Origin of the sequence: Shewanella glacialimarina (assembly GCF_020511155.1) — a bacterium.
GTDB classification, from domain to species: domain Bacteria; phylum Pseudomonadota; class Gammaproteobacteria; order Enterobacterales; family Shewanellaceae; genus Shewanella; species Shewanella glacialimarina.
In genome coordinates, this window is the sequence record NZ_CP041216.1 from 2,274,397 (window position 1) to 2,295,933 (window position 21,537).

Sequence of the window (21,537 nt, forward strand, 5' to 3'; positions counted from 1 at the left end):
AGCAAGATATTAATGAGTAAAGTAATGTTAAATCAGGTTATTATTTTATAGAGACTTTCTGTTAACTCTAGTACCTTAACGACTGTATGTTTAAACCTATTACTAATATTAATGCATAAGGACACAGGGCTATGTCATCATTGTCAAACACATCATCTAAAGCATTAGCTAGCCTAACTCTTCCTAATGATATTAAAGCCCATGAAAATATATGGCATCAACGTATACTCGGTGAAGACAAGCAACGTAGAAACGATCACCGCAGCCCTTTTCAGCGAGACAGAGCCCGTATACTCCACTCGGCTGCTTTTAGGCGTCTACAGGCAAAAACCCAAGTGTTGGGTATTGGTATGAACGATTTTTACCGAACTCGCCTTACCCATTCACTTGAAGTGTCTCAAATTGGAACAGGTATTGCTGCACAACTAAGACGTAAGTATCCAAATCTTAAATATTTACTTAATTCAATGAGCTTAATTGAATCACTGTGTCTAGCACATGATATTGGTCATCCACCTTTTGGCCATGGTGGCGAAGTGGCATTACATTATATGATGCGTGATCACGGTGGTTTTGAAGGCAATGGTCAAACATTTAGAATATTAACCCGACTTGAACCTTACACGCCTGATACTGGTATGAATTTAACCCGCAGAACCCTCTTAGGTGTACTGAAGTATCCTGCGCCCTACTCTCAGTTAAGAATTGATACCCATCAAGCCGAGGTTAAGCACCATCGCCAGTTAAAACCATCACAATGGCCGCCAGTTAAAGGCGTTTTTGATGACGATAAACCTATACTCGATTGGGTACTGTCTAGCTTGACCGGACATGATCAGCAATTATTTCTGTCCAGTGAGCAAAGCCATATTCATCCTGACTATCCTCACTTAAAAACAAAATTTAAGTCACTTGATTGCTCTATTATGGAATTAGCGGATGACATAGCGTATGCGATACATGATCTTGAAGATGCCATCGTCATGGGTATTGTCAGTCCCAGCCAATGGCAACAAGATGTAATGGGTCAACTGCAAGGCATTGAAGATAGCTGGCTTAAAAATGAGTTTTGTAACATTGGCGATAAGCTATTTTCCCACCAACATCATTTACGAAAAGATGCTATAGGCACACTCGTCAATGCATTTGTCACCGCAATAAACATTCACACTAAACCTGAATTTGATGAACATTTATTAAAGTATAATGCTGAATTAGAAAGAGATTTTGCGATAGCTTTAAATGTCTTAAAACAGTTTGTGTTTAAATTTGTTATACGCAAACCTGAAATTCAAATGCTCGAGTACAAAGGCCAACAAATCGTAATGGAGTTATTTGAAGCGTTTGCATCCGATCCCGAACGATTACTGCCTTTAAATACCGGTGAACGTTGGACTAGAGCAGCCCAAGAGGATAACAATCCGATGAGGGTGATGGCGGATTATATATCCGGAATGACTGATGGGTTCGCAGCCAGATTACATCAACAATTATTTGGTGGCCAAGCTTCAGGTATTTTAGATCTCAGTCGTGAGCCTTAATAATATTTGCGTATCGCTAAAAGTCACAGCCCTATACGCTAACCTTTTAACTTTAGCGTATAGGGCGATAAATACTTTTATGGGTATGGCTAGGCCTTAATGCAATGATGATTACAACACTCAGCGGCCTAGAAAATAGGATAAATATGGCTATAGCTCAATCTGCTTATACTATAGGGTGTTTTTGTTGACCCCAAGATTTGACAAAATAACGTAATGGTATTTGTGAGACTAAAATGCCCATCAGCATTAATCCACACCCGAGTAATGCCCTAGCATCTAAGGTTTCACCAAGAATAACAATACCACCAATTGCAGCAAACACAGTCTCTAAACTGAGAATAATGGCAACATGCGCTGGATGGGCATTTTTTTGTGCGACAACTTGTAAGGTATAACCCACGCCAACTGAAATAATTCCAGAATACGCTAGCGCAGCCCAGGCTAATCCAATATTTTCAACCACAGTCGTTTCAATCATCATCGACACAATAATACTTAACAAACCACAGAAAATAAATTGTAAATGCGACAACAATATCGGTGAGTGTTTTTTGGCAAAGTGGTCGATGATCAGGATATGTATCGCCCAAAACACAGCACCAATTAATTGCAATAAGTCACCATAGCCGATGCTCATGTCATCTTTTATGCTTAAAAAATATAATCCCACTACAGCAATTGCACAGCCTATCCATGTATTAACACCGGTTTGATGCTTAAGAATAAGACCAAGTACAGGCACTATTACAATATATAACCCTGTGATAAAACCAGCATTAGCTGCGGATGTATACTGTAACCCCACTTGTTGCAATGACGCGGCAATGAACAATACTGAACCAGCACTAATTGACGCTATCAAAAGTGATTTCTTTTGGCCAACTAGTAAGGTTTTTTTATTGGCGAAATACCAGATCAATGGCAATAAACTGAGAGCGCCAATAAAAAATCGTAAACTATTGAACATAAAGGGAGCTAAATGATCCATCCCCAAAGATTGCGCAACAAAACCAAAGCCCCAAACAGCTGCTGTTAACAATAATAATAAATTAGCAATCACAGTTATTTCACCGAAAAAAGAAAACAAGATTACTCAAGTTGTTAACTGACTACAAGATAGCCTGTTAATTTATCCTTTTAACATAAAAAACAGATAAAGCTTTTTAATCTACACAAGCTAGGTTAGCCTAATTATTAACACGGTTGGAAAGCCATTTTATTGATAAGCTTCATCGGAATTAATCACTCACCATGCAATTAAATGAATTTTTGATCCGTTTTCAACTGCAAGCTCTTTCAGCCAATAACATTACCTCTGCACCAGCACATTATCCTGGCAGAGAAGCCGCTGTGCTTATTCCTATTCAGCAGATTGGCGGTGAGCTATATCTCATCTTAACTAAGCGCGCTATGCATCTTCGCCACCATCCTGGCCAAATTAGTTTTCCAGGCGGAAAATTTGAGCAAAGTGATAGTAATGCAATTGATACCGCACTTCGTGAAGCACAAGAAGAGATTGGTTTGCTAAGAACCAACGTCGATGTAATTGGCTCGTTTCCACCCCACAAAACATTTACCGGATTTGAAATCACGCCAATCGTTGGCATTATCAAACAACCCTTTGAACTAACAATTGATCCTGGTGAAGTGGCCAGCTGTTTTAGGGTGCCACTTAATTACTTTAAACAAACGAATAATCGTCATTTAGGCCAACACTGGCGCAAAGGCAAGTGCTATCAAGTGCACTATATGCCGTTTGAGGATAAATTTATTTGGGGCGTGACGGCTGCGATGATTGACTTATTGTGTCGACATATTGACAACTATGGCTTAATCAAATAACAAAGCGAATATATAAGCCAGCAGATAAGGACACTAATAACAACAAGGGAATATTAAACCAAACTCCCATTCGAGTAGTCGTTTTTGCGTAAAAATTAACCAGCAAGTTGAGTAAACTTACACCCGCACACCACCAAATAATGTATTCTAATTTAACCGTTAAAGCGGCATCCCAATCAAAACGTACCTCAACACCTTGTGATAAGAAGTAACCTACCGCACGGTCGGGCCTTGCCTCACCGTAAATAAGTAATGCATAGATGGCCAAACTCCACCCTAACAAAGATAATATGGTTAATATGACTTGTAATACACCTAACCGCGACATGCTATTTCCTTAGCGACTATAAAAAACCATTAATTCAAACTAAATCTAATTCAAACTAAATCTGAGAAGCTAAATAACTTATATTCAGCGACAAACAGAAATATACGTTAATTTCAGCCAGTATTTAAACCTGTGAATTAACACTATCACAATAATATCCCTAGAATAGCGTTTTCAGCTTGAGAAAAGCCACCATAAAGGTAAGATAAAGACAAAATTACTTACTATTTTAATGTTGGAGAATAAAGCAACAATGAGCATTGCATCTGTCGCTTCTGTATTTAAAGGTGAACACGTCGTTGGTTCGCAAGTCACTGTACGTGGCTGGGTGAGAACTCGTCGCGATTCAAAAGCGGGTATCTCTTTCTTGGCCGTGTATGACGGCTCATGTTTTGACCCAATTCAAGGCGTCGTGCCAAACAGCCTAGCCAATTACAATGACGATGTATTGAAATTGACTGCTGGCTGTTCGGTCGTAATGACCGGTGAAGTGGTAGCCTCTCCTGGTGCGGGCCAAGCATTTGAATTACAAGTATCTGAAGTGTTAGTTACAGGTTTTGTCGATGACCCTGATACTTACCCTATGTCAGCTAAACGTCACTCGATTGAGCATTTACGTGAGCTTGCACATCTTCGTCCTCGCACCAATATTATTGGTGCAGTTGCTCGTGTACGTAACTGTTTATCGCAAGCTATCCATCGTTTCTACAATGAAGAAGGCTTTATCTGGGTATCTACCCCGCTAATTACCGCATCTGATTGTGAAGGCGCAGGGGAGATGTTCCGCGTGTCGACATTAGACATGGAAAATCTACCTCGCACCGCTGAGGGTAAAGTTGATTACGATAAAGATTTTTTCGGTAAAGAATCATTTTTAACCGTATCAGGTCAACTAAATGCTGAAACTTATGCTTGTGCACTGTCTAAAGTGTATACCTTTGGCCCAACTTTTCGTGCAGAAAACTCAAATACGACTCGCCACCTTGCCGAATTCTGGATGGTTGAACCTGAAGTAGCATTTGCTACCTTAGATGATGCTGCTGAACTAGCTGAAAAAATGCTTAAATTTGCATTTAAAGCTGTACTTGAAGAGCGCATGGACGACTTGAATTTCTTTAATGAGCGAGTTGATAAAACCGTTATTGAACGTTTACAGTCATTTGTTAACAGCGATTTCGCCCAAGTCGATTACACCGATGCTGTTGAAATTCTTAAAAACTGCGGTAAACAGTTTGAGTTCGATGTGGAATGGGGTATCGATTTACAGTCTGAGCACGAACGTTACTTAGCTGAAGAACACTTTAAAGCACCAGTTGTAGTGAAAAACTACCCTAAAGACATTAAAGCTTTCTACATGCGCTTAAACGATGACGGTAAGACAGTTGCCGCAATGGACGTTTTAGCACCAGGAATTGGTGAGATCATCGGTGGCGCACAACGTGAAGAGCGTTTAGACGTACTTGATGCTCGCTTAGCTGAAATGGAGCTAAGCCAAGAAGATTACTGGTGGTATCGTGACTTACGCCGTTATGGCACCGTACCCCATGCAGGTTTTGGTTTAGGCTTTGAGCGTTTAGTGTCATATGTGACTGGTGTTAACAACATTCGTGATGTTATCCCATTCCCTCGGGCGCCACGTTCAGCAAGTTTCTAACACTTATTGGTCATAAAAAACGCGCTGTTATAGCGCGTTTTTTTATGTCTTGAATTTATTTAGCTCAGTTTGTTAATGCTAAGATGTTAAAATTAACTGATCTCTTAATTGCTTAACCTCATCACGAATGGCGGCGGCCTGTTCAAACTCGAGATTTTTTGCATGTTCATGCATCTGTTTTTCAAGTTGATCAATTTGATGGCTTAAATCAGCAATGCTGGCATATTGAGTATGCGGCTCAGCCACTTTATCATATTGACTGTTTTTATTAGCTCGCTTACCTTGCTTGCTGTCCCCCATATCCATAACATCTGTGATGTTTTTAACCACACCTCTTGGAATAATCCCATTTATTTCATTATGCAGTCGCTGCTTCTCACGGCGTCTATCCGTCTCGCCCATAGCTTTAGCCATTGAGTTGGTGATCCTGTCTGCATATAAGATTACTTTACCGTTAATATTGCGAGCGGCGCGGCCGATGGTTTGGATCAATGAACGCTCTGAACGTAAAAAACCTTCTTTATCAGCATCTAGAATACACACTAGCGACACTTCAGGTAAATCTAGACCTTCGCGTAATAAGTTAATGCCAACCAGTACATCAAAATGCCCCAAACGGAGATCGCGAATAATTTCCATTCGCTCGACAGTGTCAATGTCTGAGTGTAAATAGCGAACTTTAACCCCATGTTCATCCAAATAGTCGGTTAAGTCTTCACTCATTTTTTTGGTTAACGTGGTCACTAATATACGTTCATTAACCGCCACTCTTTTATGAATTTCAGATAATAAATCATCAACTTGTATGCCAACAGGTCTCACTTCAATGACAGGATCGAGTAAACCCGTTGGCCTAACAACCTGTTCAGCAATTTCACCTTCACTTTTATCCAACTCATATTGAGTGGGGGTCGCCGAAACAAAAATGGTTTGAGGCATCAAGCTTTCAAATTCTTCAAACTTTAATGGCCGATTGTCTAATGCCGAAGGCAGTCGAAACCCATAATCGACTAAATTAGTTTTACGACTTCGGTCGCCCTTATACATAGCACCGATTTGTGGCACGGTGACATGTGACTCATCAATGATAAGCAAACCGTCTGCAGGTAAATAATCCAATAGTGTTGGCGGCCCTTCTCCTGGAGCCCTACCAGATAGGTATCGTGAATAATTTTCAATGCCAGAGCAATATCCAAGCTCCACCATCATCTCAATATCGTATTGCACTCGCTCAGTGATCCGCTGCGCTTCAATCAACTTGTTGTTTTCAAGTAAATATTCTCGTCTCTCACGTAGCTCTTCTTTGATGAATTCAGTTGCAGCTAAAATTTTTGACTTCGGAGTAACATAATGGGTTTTAGGATAAATTGTCGTTCGAACAATACGCTTAATGATGTGTCCAGTTAACGGGTCAAACTCGCTTAAGCGCTCTATTTCGTCATCAAAAAGTTCAATTCGAATAGCATCTCTTTCAGAGTCGGCAGGAAATATATCAATCACTTCTCCACGAACCCGATATGTACCACGCTGAAGCTCAATGTCATTACGCTTGTACTGCAATTCACTGAGCCGGATCAATATGTCTCGCTGCCCCATAAAATCGCCTTGGCGCAGATGTAATAGCATTTTCAAGTAAGAATCTGGATCGCCTAAACCATAAATGGCCGAAACAGAGGCAATCAACACTACATCTTTGCGCTCTAAAAGCGCTTTAGTCGCTGATAGTCGCATTTGTTCGATATGAGCATTGACCGATGCATCTTTTTCTATAAAAGTGTTTGACGCAGGGACATAAGCTTCAGGCTGGTAGTAATCGTAGTAAGAAACAAAATATTCAACCGCATTATCGGGAAAAAATTCTTTCATTTCACCATAAAGCTGAGCGGCAAGTGTTTTGTTAGGCGCCATAATAATAGTTGGACGTCCCATAGTCTCAATAACATTGGCAATCGTATAGGTTTTCCCCGAACCTGTAACTCCGAGCAAGGTTTGACTGGCAATACCATTCTGTATCCCTTCAACCAATTGCGCTATTGCGGTTGGCTGATCACCTGCTGGGGTATATTGAGAGGCTAAACGAAAAATCTTTTCTGGCACGCAGGTTCTCTGATGATTAAATGTAGCCGTTATCATAATAAAAAATAGCCATTAACCCTAGATAATATTTTATGGCTTTTTAAACGAAAAAATTAATGCATGACGATTTAACGATCAAATGATGAAATAATTAAACAGGATCTAATTTGCCAGTAAACAGCTCAATTACTAGGCTAAACCGCAGTGAAAACTGCAATTTAATGCACAATGCTTGTTTGAAACTGATTACATTTTTGCAACAGTGAATATGTCGTGGTAAAGAAACATGTTGCATTTTTTTACTGTATTAAAAACAGTTACTTAATCACTTGCTAAATAAATCTACCATTTTAAGTTGAACTCAGGCTTAATCAGCGTTTGCAGGCAACAAAACAGAGTAACCCACAAGCTTATCCACAGATTTAGTGGATAACTCATACAACCTCAGTCAGGGTGCGGGGTTGACGTTATGGTCAATTCATTAAAGTGTCATCTTGGCTTGATGAAAGTTTATTACATTTGAAAGCTAATCTCACCTTGGCAAAGACACAACAGCATTAACACTTTCTTTTTGTCTTTTTCGATTACATGCCTAAACAGCATCAAACAAGCAAACAAGCAAACTAACTCTCGTAAAAAATAGTCGCTCCTTCAAAATGAATATGATCGAAAGTCTTACATTAGAAAATTACTGTTTACTTATATACCCACAAAAAATGTTGGCTAAATAGTGGTATTAACCTAATTGTTAATGTTATAGAACTGATAAACAATTGATATTATCTCTCTAATACGAGTAAAAGTGTAATCTCTTCACTTACTTGAGTGAAGTATCATCATATTTGATTAAACATTATTATCAGCTAAAAATTGTTACTCACTAAAAACTGCCGAATTTGACAATAAGTGCTGAAAAGTCGTGCACGATGCACATTACATGAGCAGTTAACAAGTTAATTGCACTTTTTTTTATAACTCGAGTTGACTCATGCTACTAGGCGTTTTACTATGCGCTCCGTTCTCAGCAATACATTGCTAAAACGATTCCCCAGTAGTTCAGTTGGTAGAACGGCGGACTGTTAATCCGTATGTCACTGGTTCAAGTCCAGTCTGGGGAGCCATTAGTAAAATTGTTAGAATAATATTATATAATTCCCCAGTAGTTCAGTTGGTAGAACGGCGGACTGTTAATCCGTATGTCACTGGTTCAAGTCCAGTCTGGGGAGCCATATAATATAGCATTTAAGTATTCCCCAGTAGTTCAGTTGGTAGAACGGCGGACTGTTAATCCGTATGTCACTGGTTCGAGTCCAGTCTGGGGAGCCACTTAAAAGTATTTGATCATTTCCCCAGTAGTTCAGTTGGTAGAACGGCGGACTGTTAATCCGTATGTCACTGGTTCGAGTCCAGTCTGGGGAGCCATCAAAACTAGTAGCAATCAAAAACAAGTATCCTCAATTCCCCAGTAGTTCAGTTGGTAGAACGGCGGACTGTTAATCCGTATGTCACTGGTTCGAGTCCAGTCTGGGGAGCCATACTTCAATTTCTTCTTAAGACTTATTATTCCCCCCCCTATTAGTATTAAGCAAATATTTAAATAACTGCTAAAATATAGTCTATTCAGGCTAATGTTTTGATCTATCTAATCCTGTTATCCTTCAAATCCTTTTAATGACCCCGCTTATTAGGGCTTACAAGGAAACTCAAAAGCTTAACTTGTTTAAATATTGCTCTGCCTTTAGTGTTAGTTAATAAAGGATCACTTTTATAAAATGGATATGTTATGGGCTTATCAAAATCCTTTCATCTGGTACTGTTAATCGTCTTCGGCTTGCTCTTTTATCGAATTTATACCATTGAAAACAACCAAGTCCGAATACAAGGCGATGCTGCACGACAACATTTTGCCGAATATGTTGAGAAATACAGTTATTGGACTGGAAATGGTGATGATTTATTTAAAACATTCAGCAGAGACTATGACTTCCAGTTTTTCCAATATGTGCATAACTCCGACAGCATCCATAACTTTACTTATGGTTCGCTAGCAAAAACAAACCAATCATTTGCAGATACAGTATTTAATATCGACCTTGGATATAGCTTTACTTTTCCTGATGGTCGTATGCAAGTCAAACTGAATCCTATTGCAGCAATAGAAAATAGTCTGTACAAACTTGAACAAGTCACCCAGCTATTAATTTTGGCCTACGTGATTCTGATGCTGTTATTCACAATACTCATTTTAGTGCATAAACGTCGAATCAAGTATGCGGCACAATATATTGATAACATTTCCACACTCTCTTTTCAGGCAGTAGAAATATCACGCCTTAGGGGAGTATTAAAACCTCTTGGTAATGCATTAGAAAAGTGCCGTTCCAAACTAAAAGAAAGCTTAGAAATCATTAGAGTTGAGAATGAAAAACTCACAAAAGAAGCCTATCAGGACCCAATCACTGGTTTTTCAACCCGCCATAGATTCAATGCATATTTAGAAAAGATAACGCAATCACAAAAGAATCTTTTTGGGACTTTAGTTGTCATCAAAGCATCTGAATTATCAAATATGAATCAATTATATGGACGAATTGCTGGTGATAATTATTTAGCAAAATTGTCAGACTGTATACGTAATGCAGCTCCAAGACAGGCAAAACCAGAGCATTTTAGAATATCAAGTAGCGATTTTGCTGTTTTTTTGGATGGTGTTTCCATAAAAGAAAGCACTAATTACATTGAAAAACTTAAACAACAATTTGATGACTATACTCAAAGTTTTCAACAAGATTCAGTTGCTCACATCGGAGTCGTCCCCTATCAGTCAGACAATGATCCGATCACTCTACTCGCCATGATAGATTCTGCGGTCAGTATTGCGCAAACCTTAGGACCCAATCGTTATCACTATTTAGAGAAGTTTGACGGTAATGAAACATTTGGAGATGAACATTGGAAATTGACTATCAACGATATTATTAATCGTAGGGGGGTAAACTTTTTTCAACAACCCATTTTACCCTGCAATACCGATAATAACTTGTACCGTGAATTACTCGCAAGATTTCATAATGCTGAGGATAAACATTTACCTACAGCATCTGTTATTGCTATGTCAGAGCGATATGGCTTAAGTATTGAATTAGATAAAATGATTATTACGAGTACCTTACAATTGATGAAAGAAAACCCATTATTAACTGGCAAATTGGGTGTCAACATCAGTGCAACATCAGCCTTGCAAGCTGTTTTTGTTTACTGGTTAAAAGAGATATTAACTCACCATCGCACAGAAGCATCTAGATTAGTCTTCGAGGTCAATGAGTCAGGTATGCAAACCAATTTAGCGGCAAGTTTTAATTTTGTATCAGAAATACATAAAGTAGGTGCTAAAGTTGCAGTTGAGCGATTTGGTTTAGGTTTTACCTCGTTTAAATTTTTCAGAGAGGTTCGCCCTGATTACATAAAATTAGATAATAGTTACAGTAATTCGATTGAATCAGACAATAACAATAAATTTTTTGTACGGATGATTGTTGATATAGCAAAACGGCTTAATATTTTGGTTTTAGCGACAGGGGTTGAACGTCAAGATGAAAAGCTAACCCTAGAGAAATTGTTAGTCGATGGCCTGCAAGGCTACTATATTGCCAAACCAGATAGTGTTATTAACACTGATTAGTAGGCTATTAAGCCATTTTTTGGCAATCAAAATGAACATTTTTTGTCAAGGTTAACGATTATCTCGTTAACCTTGTTTTTTATCCGTTGTTTATCAGTGCTAAACCTTAGATAATACCCAGATGTTTTATTAGATAATGTGCAGCAATGACAGAGTATCTCCTCTTATTGATTAGTACCGTACTGGTCAACAACTTTGTGTTAGTTAAATTTTTAGGTTTATGCCCGTTTATGGGTGTATCCAGTAAACTTGCATCGGCTGTGGGTATGTCTATGGCTACCACGTTTGTGCTTACTTTAGCCTCAATCCTTAGCTATTTAACTAATGAGTTTCTGTTACAACCATTCGACTTATCGTATTTACGTACCATGAGCTTTATTCTTGTGATCGCTGTGGTTGTTCAGTTCACCGAAATGTTAGTTCAAAAAACCAGTGCAACTTTACATCGCGCGCTGGGAATTTATCTACCTCTGATTACCACTAACTGTGCAGTTTTAGGGGTAGCCTTACTCAACGTTAATGAAGACCATAACTTTATCCAATCCGCTGTTTACGGATTTGGCGCGGCTGTCGGGTTTTCTTTGGTGCTGATTTTGTTTTCTGCGATGCGTGAACGCCTTGCGGCGGCAGATGTCCCCTTGCCTTTTAAAGGCGGCGCGATAGCAATGATTACCGCAGGCCTTATGTCACTTGCCTTTATGGGCTTTGCAGGGCTGGTTAAGTAATGATGACAAGCATTTTTATTGCAGTGGCTGTCTTAACGATAGTGGCCATTGTTTTTGGCGTTATATTAGGCTTTGCTGCAGATAGATTCAAAGTTGAAGGCGACCCGATAATCGATCAAGTTGAAGCATTACTACCGCAAACTCAATGTGGTCAATGTGGATATCCAGGTTGTAGGCCATACGCAGAAGCCATTGCTAATGGTGATAAAGTCAATAAATGCCCTCCTGGCGGCACTGCCACGATGGAAAAGCTCGCTGAGTTAATGGGAGTTGATCAAGAACCACTAAATGCAGAGGCCCAAGAGTCGGTTAAAAAAGTCGCTTACATTCGGGAAGATGAATGTATTGGTTGTACCAAATGCATTCAGGCATGCCCAGTAGATGCTATTTTAGGCGCTGGTAAGCTAATGCACACGGTTATTGCAAAAGATTGTACTGGCTGCGACTTGTGTGTTGAGCCTTGCCCGGTAGATTGTATTGATATGATCCCTGTTGAAACAACCCTTAAAAATTGGGACTGGAAGCTCAATACCATTCCTATTACTGTGTTGTCTGAAACTCGAGAGGAAATATAGTGTTAACTTTATTAGAACAATTAGATAAAGGCTCACTGTGGCAATCTCCTGGTGGCATACATCCACCTGAGCTTAAACACCTTTCTAATCAACAACCGATAGCTCGACTGCCATTAGCGAAACAATTCATTGTGCCTGTTCCTCAGGTGGGTGATCAAGCTCGATTAATTGTCGAGTTAGGTCAATCTGTCCTAAAAGGTCAAGTGTTAACCGAAGGTAGTGGCTTTATCTATTTACCAGTACACGCTCCCACTTCTGGGATAATTATTGGTATTGAATCTGTTGCAAGTAACCATGCATCGGGTTTACCCGTAATGAGCTGTATCATAGAAGCTAATGGTTTAGATACCTGGTGCGAGCTAGTACCGTCGGATATTTTATCAATTAGCAATGATGAAATAATCGCTAAGATTAAACAAGCTGGGATTGCAGGAATGGGGGGCGCTGCTTTTCCTGCTCATATTAAGCTCAATACCGCCAGTAAAATTGATCTTGTGATAATCAATGGCATTGAGTGCGAGCCTTATATCACATCAGATGATCGCTTAATGCGCGATTACAGTAATGAGATATTGGCAGGTATAGACATTATTTACCACGTGATTAAGCCGCAACGGATTATTATTGCCATTGAAGATAATAAGCCAGAAGCAGTTGAAGCAATGAAAGTCGCGATCAGCCGCAGTCAATTACCACCAAACAGTACAAGAGTAACCGTAATCCCAACTAAATACCCTTCTGGTGGCGAAAAACAACTTATTCAAATTATCACCGGCAAAGAAGTGCCTAGTGGTTGTCTACCTTCTCAATTAGGTATAGTGGTCCAAAACGTTGGTACCGCATTCGCCATTCAAGATGCTGTTATTCACGGAAAACCTTTGGTTGAAAGAGTAGTAACATTGACCGGTAAAAATATTCACCGCCCGGGAAATTATTGGCTGCCCATCGGCACGCCGATTTCAACTGTACTTGATCAAGTTAATTTTAGCATCGCACAAAATCAAAAAGTGATTATTGGCGGCCCAATGATGGGCTATGCCATTCAAAATACCAATGTACCTATTCTTAAAGGGACTAACTGCATTTTGGCACCTTCTGCTGCCGAAATAGCTCCTGACACTGTAGAGAAAGCCTGTATTCGTTGTGGTGAATGCGCTATTGCATGTCCTGCACTATTATTGCCTCAACAATTATTTTGGCACGCAAAGGCAGAAGAATATGACAAAGCCGCTAGTTTTAACTTACAAGATTGTATTGAATGTGGCTGCTGTAGCTATGTGTGCCCAAGTGACATACCGTTAGTTGAATATTATCGTATTGCGAAATCAGCACTTAAAATTGAGGCTGAAGAAAAAGTGCAAGCAGATAAAGCCAAAGTGCGATTTGAATCACGGTTACAACGTTTGGAAGATGAAAAGTTAGCGCGTGATGCCAAAGCCAAAGAAGCGGCTGCAAAACGTCAAGCAAGTATGAAAACAACTGACAAAGATGCTGTTGCCGCTGCAATGGCGCGCATTGCCGCTAAAAAAGCATCTGCCACGCAAGATGATAATGTCATAGTGGCAGAATTAACGCCTAATATACCCGTTAGTCAACAACCGAGTAACGATGTTAATAACACATCAGACAAAAAGTCTGCTGTCAGCGCCGCAATACAAAGAGCAAAAGCAAAGAAAGCAGCCCAAGCGCAAAATGGCGATACAGCTACAACTGTTCAAGCAGTACTTGATTCGGCATACGCTAATAATACTGAACCAGTTAAAGCCACCTTGTCGCAACAAGATAGAGTTGCCGCTGCCGTTGCACATGCCAAAGCCAAAAAGGCATTGCAGACACAACAAGCTGAAATCGTTAGAACTGAACAAGCGAATATTGACGAACTTAACGATGCGATAGCTGACGTCGTTGAGCAACCTCATGTGTCAGCACCAGATGCAGATAAACAAACACGCATTAATGCGGCTGTAGCACGTGCTAAAGCTAAAAAGTTGGCCATGACAGTGACGAGCAATATAGATACTCCAACTATTAATTCTATGTCGCCTCAATCCAGTGACGATGCTACTGATAATACTGATAATACTGAACCAGATAAACAAGCAAGAGTGGCTGCGGCAATTGCTAAAGCAAAAGCTAAGAAATTACAGTCAGTAGTGGCTGACAACACAATAGCTGACCAACTTGATAAAAGTGCAGAGTTAGCAGCGTCAGCAGAACATCAGTCAATCTTGACAGAACCAACAAATAATATAAGCCAAAGTCCTGATGACCTTAAAAAAGCCCGAGTTGCTGCCGCAATTGCAAAAGCAAAAGCGAAAAAAACGACATCAGCAGCCCTAACGGAAGAAGCGCCAGTAGGTAAAAGTACAACTAATAATGCATTAACAAAAGACGGTGTAGCCGAACATTCAGTACAAGATAAACAGGCAAGAGTGGCTGCGGCAATTGCTAAAGCAAAGGCAAAAAAACTAGCTCAACAAGCAGAGAAAAAGGATTAAACATGGCATTTAAAATTGCCTCATCACCCCATGTAAGCACTACATTGCAAACGGCTAAAGTCATGCAACGTGTTGCTTTGTGCTTACTTCCTGGCATTGCCGCACAATTATATCTTTTCGGTTTAGGGACCCTGTTACAAATTATACTCGCAGTCATAACCGCTTATGCTGCTGAAGCCATGATATTGCGGCTTCGCAATCGGCCAGTAATACCTACACTAGCGGATAATAGTGCACTGGTAACAGCCCTTTTACTGGCCATTGCAATTCCCCCGCTAGCCCCTTGGTGGATTATAGTTATTGGTACACTTTTCTCTATTGTTATTGTTAAAAATTTATACGGTGGGCTGGGAAACAATCTTTTCAATCCAGCAATGGCTGGTTATGTTTTATTGTTAATTTCTTTTCCTGTGCAAATGACCGATTGGGTCTCTCCGATGTCTGTAGCACAACATTCGGTTGACTTATCATCTGCATGGCACGCGATTGTAGGCTCATCGTCAGAATGGGTTGCTATAAACCATAACCTTGCTATTGATGGTACCACTATGGCCACGCCGTTAGACACCCTTAAAACAGATTTATCTATGGGGCTAACCACTACCGAAAGCTTAACTAAACCGATATTTTCTGGAATGGTGGGCGCTGGCTGGTTTGCCGTCAATCTTGCCTTTTTAATAGGCGGATTAATCATGTTAAAGCTCAACGTGATCCGCTGGCACATTAGTACTGGGATATTAGCTGCTTTATTTATCTGTTCAAGCTTTGGTTTTTTACTCAATCCAGATACACACGTTAGTCCAATAATGCACTTATTTTCCGGTGGCACTATGTTGGCCGTTTTCTTCATTGCCACCGACCCAGTCACTGCAGCAACCAGTGCAAAAGGAAGACTCATTTTTGGTGCAATGATTGGCATACTGATTTATGTGATTAGAACTTATGGTGGCTACCCTGATGCGGTTGCATTTGCAGTTTTGCTTGCCAACATGTGTGCTCCATTTATCGATCATTATGTTCGACCAAGAACTTATGGTCATCGCTCAGGGAGTTAATCTGTGTCATTAAAAGATAATTCAATGCTTAAAAACGGCACAATCCTCGGTATATTTGCACTGTGTTGTACCGGTTTAGTGGCTGTGGTCAATGGTTTAACCAAAGATACCATCCTCCAACAACAAGTCGCTCAGTTAAGTCAAACATTGACCCAAGTAATACCAAGTGAGTACCATGATAATGAGTTAGTTTCACAGTGTATTTGGGTTAACTCCACTGATTTACTCGGTACGTCTGATGACTTACCCGCTTATATCGCTATGAAACAACAGCAACCGACAGCAATAGCCATAGAAGCAATTGCCCCAGATGGTTACAACGGGGCGATTAAGATTATTATTGGTATCGACAACGATAATAGAGTATTAGGCGTTCGCACCCTCACCCATCAAGAAACTCCCGGCTTAGGTGATAAAGTTGAACTAAGAAAATCCGATTGGGTAACTGAATTTACTGATAAAGTTTGGGTTCAAGATGATAAGTCCTGGTTTGTAAAAAAAGATGGCGGCCAATTTGATCAATTCACGGGTGCCACAATCACCCCTAGAGCATATGTCAAAGCCATTCGTAACGCGGTCGCCTTTGTTGAGGCTAATCGAAAAGATTTGTACCTAGGTGGACGACCTTGTGGAGAAACAGAAACACATGAGTAAGTATCAAGAAATTGCCAAGCAAGGCTTATGGTCAAACAACCCCGGATTAGTCCAGCTACTCGGTTTATGTCCGTTATTAGCGGTTACCGCGACAGTGACAAATGCGTTGGGATTAGGTCTGGCCACTTTACTCGTTTTGGTCGGTTCAAACATTTTAGTATCTTTAGTTCGTGATGTTGTCCCTAAAGAAATCCGTATTCCGGTTTTTGTGATGATCATTGCCGCACTCGTCACCTGTGTTCAATTACTTGTTAACGCTTATGCCTACGGCTTATATTTATCCCTTGGAATATTTTTACCATTGATAGTGACCAACTGCGTCATTATTGGCCGTGCTGAAGCATTTGCATCTCGTAACTCCCTCGCCCACTCGGCATTTGATGGCTTAATGATGGGGGTAGGATTTACTGCTGTGTTAATAGTACTGGGCGCAACACGTGAAATTATTGGTCAAGGAACCCTATTTTACGGCGCGGATTTATTATTAGGTGATTGGGCAAAATCATTAACCATTCATCTTTGGCAAGTTGATAATGCCTTCCTGTTAGCACTACTACCACCCGGCGCTTTCATTGCAATGGGTTTATTAATTGCACTTAAAAATTGGATTGATGATGCGATAAGACAGCGCCAGCCTTTGGTGCAAACAGAGGCTGTAGCCCGCGTAAGAATTACTAAAGTGAGCTAGCATTACTGATGAATAAAGATAAGCGTGCACAAATCCTAACCCGATTAAGAGATAATAACCCTAAGCCAGAAACAGAGCTTAATTTCAGTTCACCCTTTGAATTGTTAGTCGCGGTTACGCTCTCGGCACAAGCTACCGATGTCAGCGTCAACAAAGCCACCGACAAGTTATTTCCTGTCGCCAATACTCCACAAGCTATTTACGACTTAGGTGTCGATGGCCTAAAGGACTATATTAAAACGATCGGCCTGTATAACAATAAAGCCATTAATGTGGTGAAAGCCTGTAAAATGCTACTTGACCTTCATGGTGGTCAAGTACCCGAGAATAGAGAAGCATTAGAAGCCTTGCCAGGTGTTGGACGTAAAACCGCTAATGTAGTACTCAATACCGCATTTGGCTGGCCGACCATAGCTGTTGATACCCATATTTTTAGAATGGCAAACCGGACTAAATTTGCCCCAGGTAAAAATGTCGACTTGGTTGAGCTTAAAATGCTAAAAGTGGTACCGAGTGAATTTAAAGTCGATGTTCATCACTGGTTTATTTTACATGGTCGCTATACATGTCTGGCGCGAAAACCACGTTGTGGTAGCTGCATTATTGAAGATTTATGTGAATTTAAAGAGAAGATTTATCCTGATGAATAACACCAATTAAATATAATATTTAATTACTTAACTATCTGAAACATTGATTTGAATACAAATTATTATTAAGTCACTTTGGGCTTGTTCTAAAAATAGCCACTAGCATAAATTAAGCGCTTTAAACGTTTTTAAAAAACATAAGAAAATCTTCAGATTTTTAACAAACTCCACGATTAGAACTTAGTAGTCGCTATCCTATGGCTTTCCTTGACTGAACCTAGAAAATATACCGTCCATATTGTTTATAAACCGCGTTATAGATTATAGATGTCTAGACAACAAAAACCACCAATCACTTTTAATGATATTTTTCATCTAATATTCAAATAACAAGCTATAGTATATTAGTTGATTGTTAATATCTGCCATATCTGCCATATCTGCCATAACTCTTAACTGTCTCAATGTATAAATGCTTCAAGAATTGCTTATTTGAGTTAGTTAACATTGCAAAATACTATTCCCTTGAACTAAGAAACTGATCTTAGCTCACGATCATATCTACCTGATAAGTCTATTTTTTATAAATAAAACTGTTGCTGTAGCAAAGGATAATAACAATAAAACCAACATCATCTTCATTTAAGGGATCTAATAAAGATGTTTAATCGTACTAGTTATGGACAATTTTATTGGAGTAAAAAGCATGAAACGTTGGCTATCTCGTCATTTATCTGTGTTAACCCTTGTTCCTGTTATTGCCTTAATTCTGTTTATATGTGCTGATATAGTTCGCGCATATGGTTCACTTGACCAAGCTAACAAAACTATTGCTGATGCAACACTCGTAACAGCTACCAGTAATTTAGTTCATGAGTTACAGAAAGAGAGAGGTATGTCAGCAGGGTTTATTGGCTCTAAAGGAGTCAAGTTTGCCGCTGAAATCAAGCAACAAAGAATTGTTACTGACAAAGAAATTCAAAATTTAATAAATTTTATAGATAAAGTTGACATGGATACAAAAAGTGATCAGGAAATAGCCCAACTTATTAACCATCTACAGAGAATAGAACAAATACGACGAAACGTTGATTCTATTAAGATTTCATTAACAGATGTGCTCTCCTATTACACAATAAATAACCAAATCATATTAGACTTGAATGGATATTTAGCTTCACAGTTAAAAGAAACCACCTCTGCAGGAAAATTTTTGACCCTTTACAATATATCCTATGTTAAGGAACAAGCAGGTATTGAAAGAGCGATACTTAACAGCGTATTTGCTAGTGACACCTTTACCCCAGCATTATTCAGTTCCTTCATTGAACGAGTGACGAAGCAAAATACCTATATTAAATCCACTTATACTGTTGCATCAACAGGTTATAGAAAAATATTAGATGATTTTGTTGAGTCAACAGAAAACCGTGAAGTACTTAGATTTCGTGAAATAGCCGAAAAAAATAGTGGCTTTAATGTAGATGCTAGTAGTTGGTTTGCTGCAGCAACGTTACGAATAGATGCTTTAAAAGTGGTTGAACAAAAGTTACTTGACGAAATATATCAATATGCAACGGATAAAGTAAATTCAAGGCTAGTGGTTATTCTTGTTGAGAGCGCTGTATTAATTTTAATGCTGGTTTTAGCCTATGCCGTATACAGCACTTTAAAGTTAAGGGCATTACAGTCATATGAAATAAATCGGTTTATGAAGAAAATTGATACCGAAAAAGATCTAACTGACTCAGTAGAAATAATGACTGAAGACGAGCTAGGTAGAATAGCTAAGTTAATCAATATTACATTTTCAAATATAAGAAAAGACTTTGCCAGTTTTCAAGAAAATGCTCATAAAATTGGTGTTGCTACCATACAAGCATCAAGTGCCTCAAAGGAAAGCAAAGATAGCTTGATGCAATTGCAAATTGATATTTCTAGCATCGCTAGTGCTACAGAACAAATGAATGCGTCGATAAAATCTGTGATGGAAAATATGTTAATTGCCTCGGATGAAGCCGCAAATGCAGCAAAAGAAACTGTCAATGGTGAGGTCGCGGTAAAAACTTCGATGTTGGGTGTATCTAGGACTGCAGAGGAAGTGGCGAGAGTTGGTGATACGATCACTGAGTTGAATACCCGAGTTAACGATATTTTAGGAATGGTAGATGTAATCAAGTCGGTTGCAGAACAAACCAATCTACTTGCATTAAATGCTGCTATTGAAGCAGCAAGAGCGGGTGAGCAAGGCAGGGGATTTGCAGTGGTAGCGGACGAAGTTCGCTCGTTGGCTCAGCGAACTCAACGATCAACTGAAGAAATATCAGGCGTTGTAGATGTACTTAAGCGCAGCTCACAAAAGGCATTCTCAAGCATCGAAAGTGGCAATCAACAAGCTAGGGAGGCTGTAGTAAACGCTCAGAAAATTTCAGCAGTTTTAGATAAAATAGTCAATAATATTAAATCTGTTGATGATGTAACACGTGTTATCGCCATATCAACACAGGAACAAAGTGATGTTATTCAAGATATTAACTCTAATGTCGGGAGTATAAATGATCAAGCACGAAAGAATGTGGTAGGAGCAGAACAATTATCTGCATCTAGTTTACAATTATCGCAAATTGCCAAAGATATGGAATCACGGATTCAAGTTTATAAATTTTAGAATTAATGATTATTTTTATAAAAATCAAACAGTAAACTTTGAAATACTTTGTTCTGAAATGAAAACCGTTCTTTTAAATAACAAATCGTTCTTAATTCTCGCTTGTAAAAATCGTCGACTTAGTTGAGCTTAAAATGCTCAAAGTGGTACCGAGTGAATTTAAAGAAAAGGTTTACCCCAATGAATAAGCGTTTATGATTAAGTTGGGATCAAAAAAGCCGCTAATGCGGCTTTTTTATTACTTAGCATTAATGAGCTATTGTGCCCTTAAAAAAGTGACACGAAAAAGGCACTGAAACAAATTGCAATGATCACTGTTGTACCTAAAGCCATTTTAAGTTCTGTTGTCATTTTAAATCTCCCATTCAGTATAAGTAAATAATAGCGTGCTACACACAATTTCATAGTGGCTTAGAATATAATTGTGACGTTAAGCAAATATTTTTATATAAAATCTAGCTTTTAAGCATGCGCCTGTATTGATATGATTCGGTTTTACTATTTATGCCTTCTTAATAAGGACGATAAACATGTCTCAACTTTTACACACCATGATCCGTGTGGGTAACTTAGATCGCAGTATCGCTTTTTATACTGATGTAATGGGAATGAAATTACTCAGAAAATCTGAGAATGCGGAGTATAAATATACCCTAGCATTTGTCGGTTTTGGCGAAGAGTCAACCGGACAAGCCGTGATTGAATTAACCTATAACTGGGGAGTTGAACAATACGATCTTGGCACAGGCTTTGGCCATTTAGCGATTGGTGAAGAAGACATCTATGCCCGTTGTGAAGCGATTACTGCTGCTGGAGGCAAAATTACTCGTGCACCTGGACCCGTTGCTGGCGGTAAAACTCAAATCGCTTTTGTAGAAGATCCTGATGGTTACAAAATTGAATTAATCCAAAAAAGTGCTGCTACAGCTGCATTAGGTTAATTTCATAAGAAGTACAT

Annotated in this window: 16 protein-coding genes and 5 tRNA genes; 18 read left to right on the forward strand and 3 right to left on the reverse strand. The window is 39.3% G+C overall.

All coding sequences use genetic code 11. From position 1 onward, the window contains the following. Positions 1–131 precede the first annotated feature (131 nt). On the forward strand, positions 132–1,541 hold the full coding sequence (locus FJ709_RS09910; RefSeq protein ID WP_226409916.1) for an anti-phage deoxyguanosine triphosphatase: 1,410 nt from the start codon (positions 132–134) through the stop codon (positions 1,539–1,541). Positions 1,542–1,707: 166 nt separating this feature from the next. On the opposite strand, the gene FJ709_RS09915 is transcribed toward FJ709_RS09910, so the two are convergent. After that, positions 1,708–2,604: a DMT family transporter gene (locus FJ709_RS09915; protein WP_226409917.1), complete on the reverse strand. Its 897-nt coding sequence runs from the start codon at positions 2,602–2,604 to the stop codon at positions 1,708–1,710. A 191-nt stretch (positions 2,605–2,795) separates the two neighbouring features. On the opposite strand from FJ709_RS09915, the gene FJ709_RS09920 reads away from it, so the two are divergent. Next, positions 2,796–3,386, forward strand: coding sequence for a CoA pyrophosphatase (locus tag FJ709_RS09920; protein WP_226409918.1), 591 nt, complete (start codon positions 2,796–2,798; stop codon positions 3,384–3,386). Here the strand turns inward: FJ709_RS09920 and FJ709_RS09925 are convergent. Beyond that, positions 3,379–3,714, reverse strand: a complete 336-nt coding sequence (locus FJ709_RS09925; RefSeq protein ID WP_226409919.1) for a hypothetical protein — start codon at positions 3,712–3,714, stop codon at positions 3,379–3,381. The two genes, FJ709_RS09920 and FJ709_RS09925, sit on opposite strands and share 8 nt — an antisense overlap. A 253-nt stretch (positions 3,715–3,967) precedes the next feature. Between FJ709_RS09925 and asnS the strand changes: the two genes are divergently transcribed. After that, positions 3,968–5,368, forward strand: a complete 1,401-nt coding sequence (gene asnS / locus FJ709_RS09930; RefSeq protein WP_226409920.1) for an asparagine--tRNA ligase — start codon at positions 3,968–3,970, stop codon at positions 5,366–5,368. A 78-nt stretch (positions 5,369–5,446) separates the two neighbouring features. On the opposite strand, the gene uvrB is transcribed toward asnS, so the two are convergent. Further along, positions 5,447–7,465, reverse strand: a complete 2,019-nt coding sequence (uvrB, locus tag FJ709_RS09935; RefSeq protein WP_226409921.1) for an excinuclease ABC subunit UvrB — start codon at positions 7,463–7,465, stop codon at positions 5,447–5,449. Between the two features lie 1,024 nt (positions 7,466–8,489). Here uvrB and FJ709_RS09940 point away from each other — a divergent pair. From FJ709_RS09940 to gloA, 15 genes are all read left to right on the forward strand, one after another. Then, a tRNA-Asn gene (locus FJ709_RS09940) sits at positions 8,490–8,565 on the forward strand. Between the two features lie 32 nt (positions 8,566–8,597). Beyond that, positions 8,598–8,673 (forward strand) — tRNA-Asn (locus FJ709_RS09945). Positions 8,674–8,694: 21 nt separating this feature from the next. After that, positions 8,695–8,770, forward strand: a tRNA-Asn gene (locus FJ709_RS09950). Between the two features lie 20 nt (positions 8,771–8,790). Beyond that, a tRNA-Asn gene (locus tag FJ709_RS09955) sits at positions 8,791–8,866 on the forward strand. Positions 8,867–8,903: 37 nt separating this feature from the next. After that, positions 8,904–8,979 (forward strand) — tRNA-Asn (locus FJ709_RS09960). Positions 8,980–9,227: 248 nt separating this feature from the next. Then, on the forward strand, positions 9,228–11,126 hold the full coding sequence (locus tag FJ709_RS09965; RefSeq protein ID WP_226409922.1) for an EAL domain-containing protein: 1,899 nt from the start codon (positions 9,228–9,230) through the stop codon (positions 11,124–11,126). 146 nt (positions 11,127–11,272) lie between these two features. Continuing rightward, entirely contained in the window at positions 11,273–11,851 is a 579-nt protein-coding gene (gene rsxA / locus FJ709_RS09970) for an electron transport complex subunit RsxA (protein ID WP_226409923.1), read from the forward strand. A 2-nt stretch (positions 11,852–11,853) separates the two neighbouring features. Continuing rightward, positions 11,854–12,426 (forward strand): electron transport complex subunit RsxB, encoded by a 573-nt coding sequence (rsxB, locus tag FJ709_RS09975; RefSeq protein ID WP_226415924.1) that lies wholly within the window; start codon positions 11,854–11,856, stop codon positions 12,424–12,426. Then, entirely contained in the window at positions 12,426–14,924 is a 2,499-nt protein-coding gene (rsxC, locus tag FJ709_RS09980) for an electron transport complex subunit RsxC (RefSeq protein ID WP_226409924.1), read from the forward strand. The genes rsxB and rsxC overlap by 1 nt, the downstream gene beginning before the upstream one ends. A gap of 2 nt (positions 14,925–14,926) precedes the next feature. Next, positions 14,927–15,979, forward strand: a complete 1,053-nt coding sequence (gene rsxD / locus FJ709_RS09985; protein WP_226409925.1) for an electron transport complex subunit RsxD — start codon at positions 14,927–14,929, stop codon at positions 15,977–15,979. Between the two features lie 24 nt (positions 15,980–16,003). Then, positions 16,004–16,633 carry an electron transport complex subunit RsxG gene (gene rsxG / locus FJ709_RS09990; RefSeq protein WP_226415925.1) on the forward strand — a complete coding sequence of 210 codons (630 nt, stop codon included), beginning with the start codon at positions 16,004–16,006 and terminating at the stop codon, positions 16,631–16,633. Then, complete coding sequence (locus FJ709_RS09995; RefSeq protein WP_226409926.1) at positions 16,626–17,321, forward strand: electron transport complex subunit E; 696 nt, start codon at positions 16,626–16,628, stop codon at positions 17,319–17,321. Before rsxG ends, FJ709_RS09995 begins: the two co-directional genes overlap by 8 nt. Positions 17,322–17,329: 8 nt before the next feature. Next, positions 17,330–17,971, forward strand: coding sequence for an endonuclease III (nth, locus tag FJ709_RS10000; protein WP_226409927.1), 642 nt, complete (start codon positions 17,330–17,332; stop codon positions 17,969–17,971). 646 nt (positions 17,972–18,617) lie between these two features. Continuing rightward, positions 18,618–20,579 (forward strand): methyl-accepting chemotaxis protein, encoded by a 1,962-nt coding sequence (locus FJ709_RS10005; protein ID WP_226409928.1) that lies wholly within the window; start codon positions 18,618–18,620, stop codon positions 20,577–20,579. A gap of 530 nt (positions 20,580–21,109) precedes the next feature. After that, positions 21,110–21,520 carry a lactoylglutathione lyase gene (gene gloA, locus FJ709_RS10010; RefSeq protein ID WP_226409929.1) on the forward strand — a complete coding sequence of 137 codons (411 nt, stop codon included), beginning with the start codon at positions 21,110–21,112 and terminating at the stop codon, positions 21,518–21,520. Positions 21,521–21,537 lie beyond the last annotated feature (17 nt).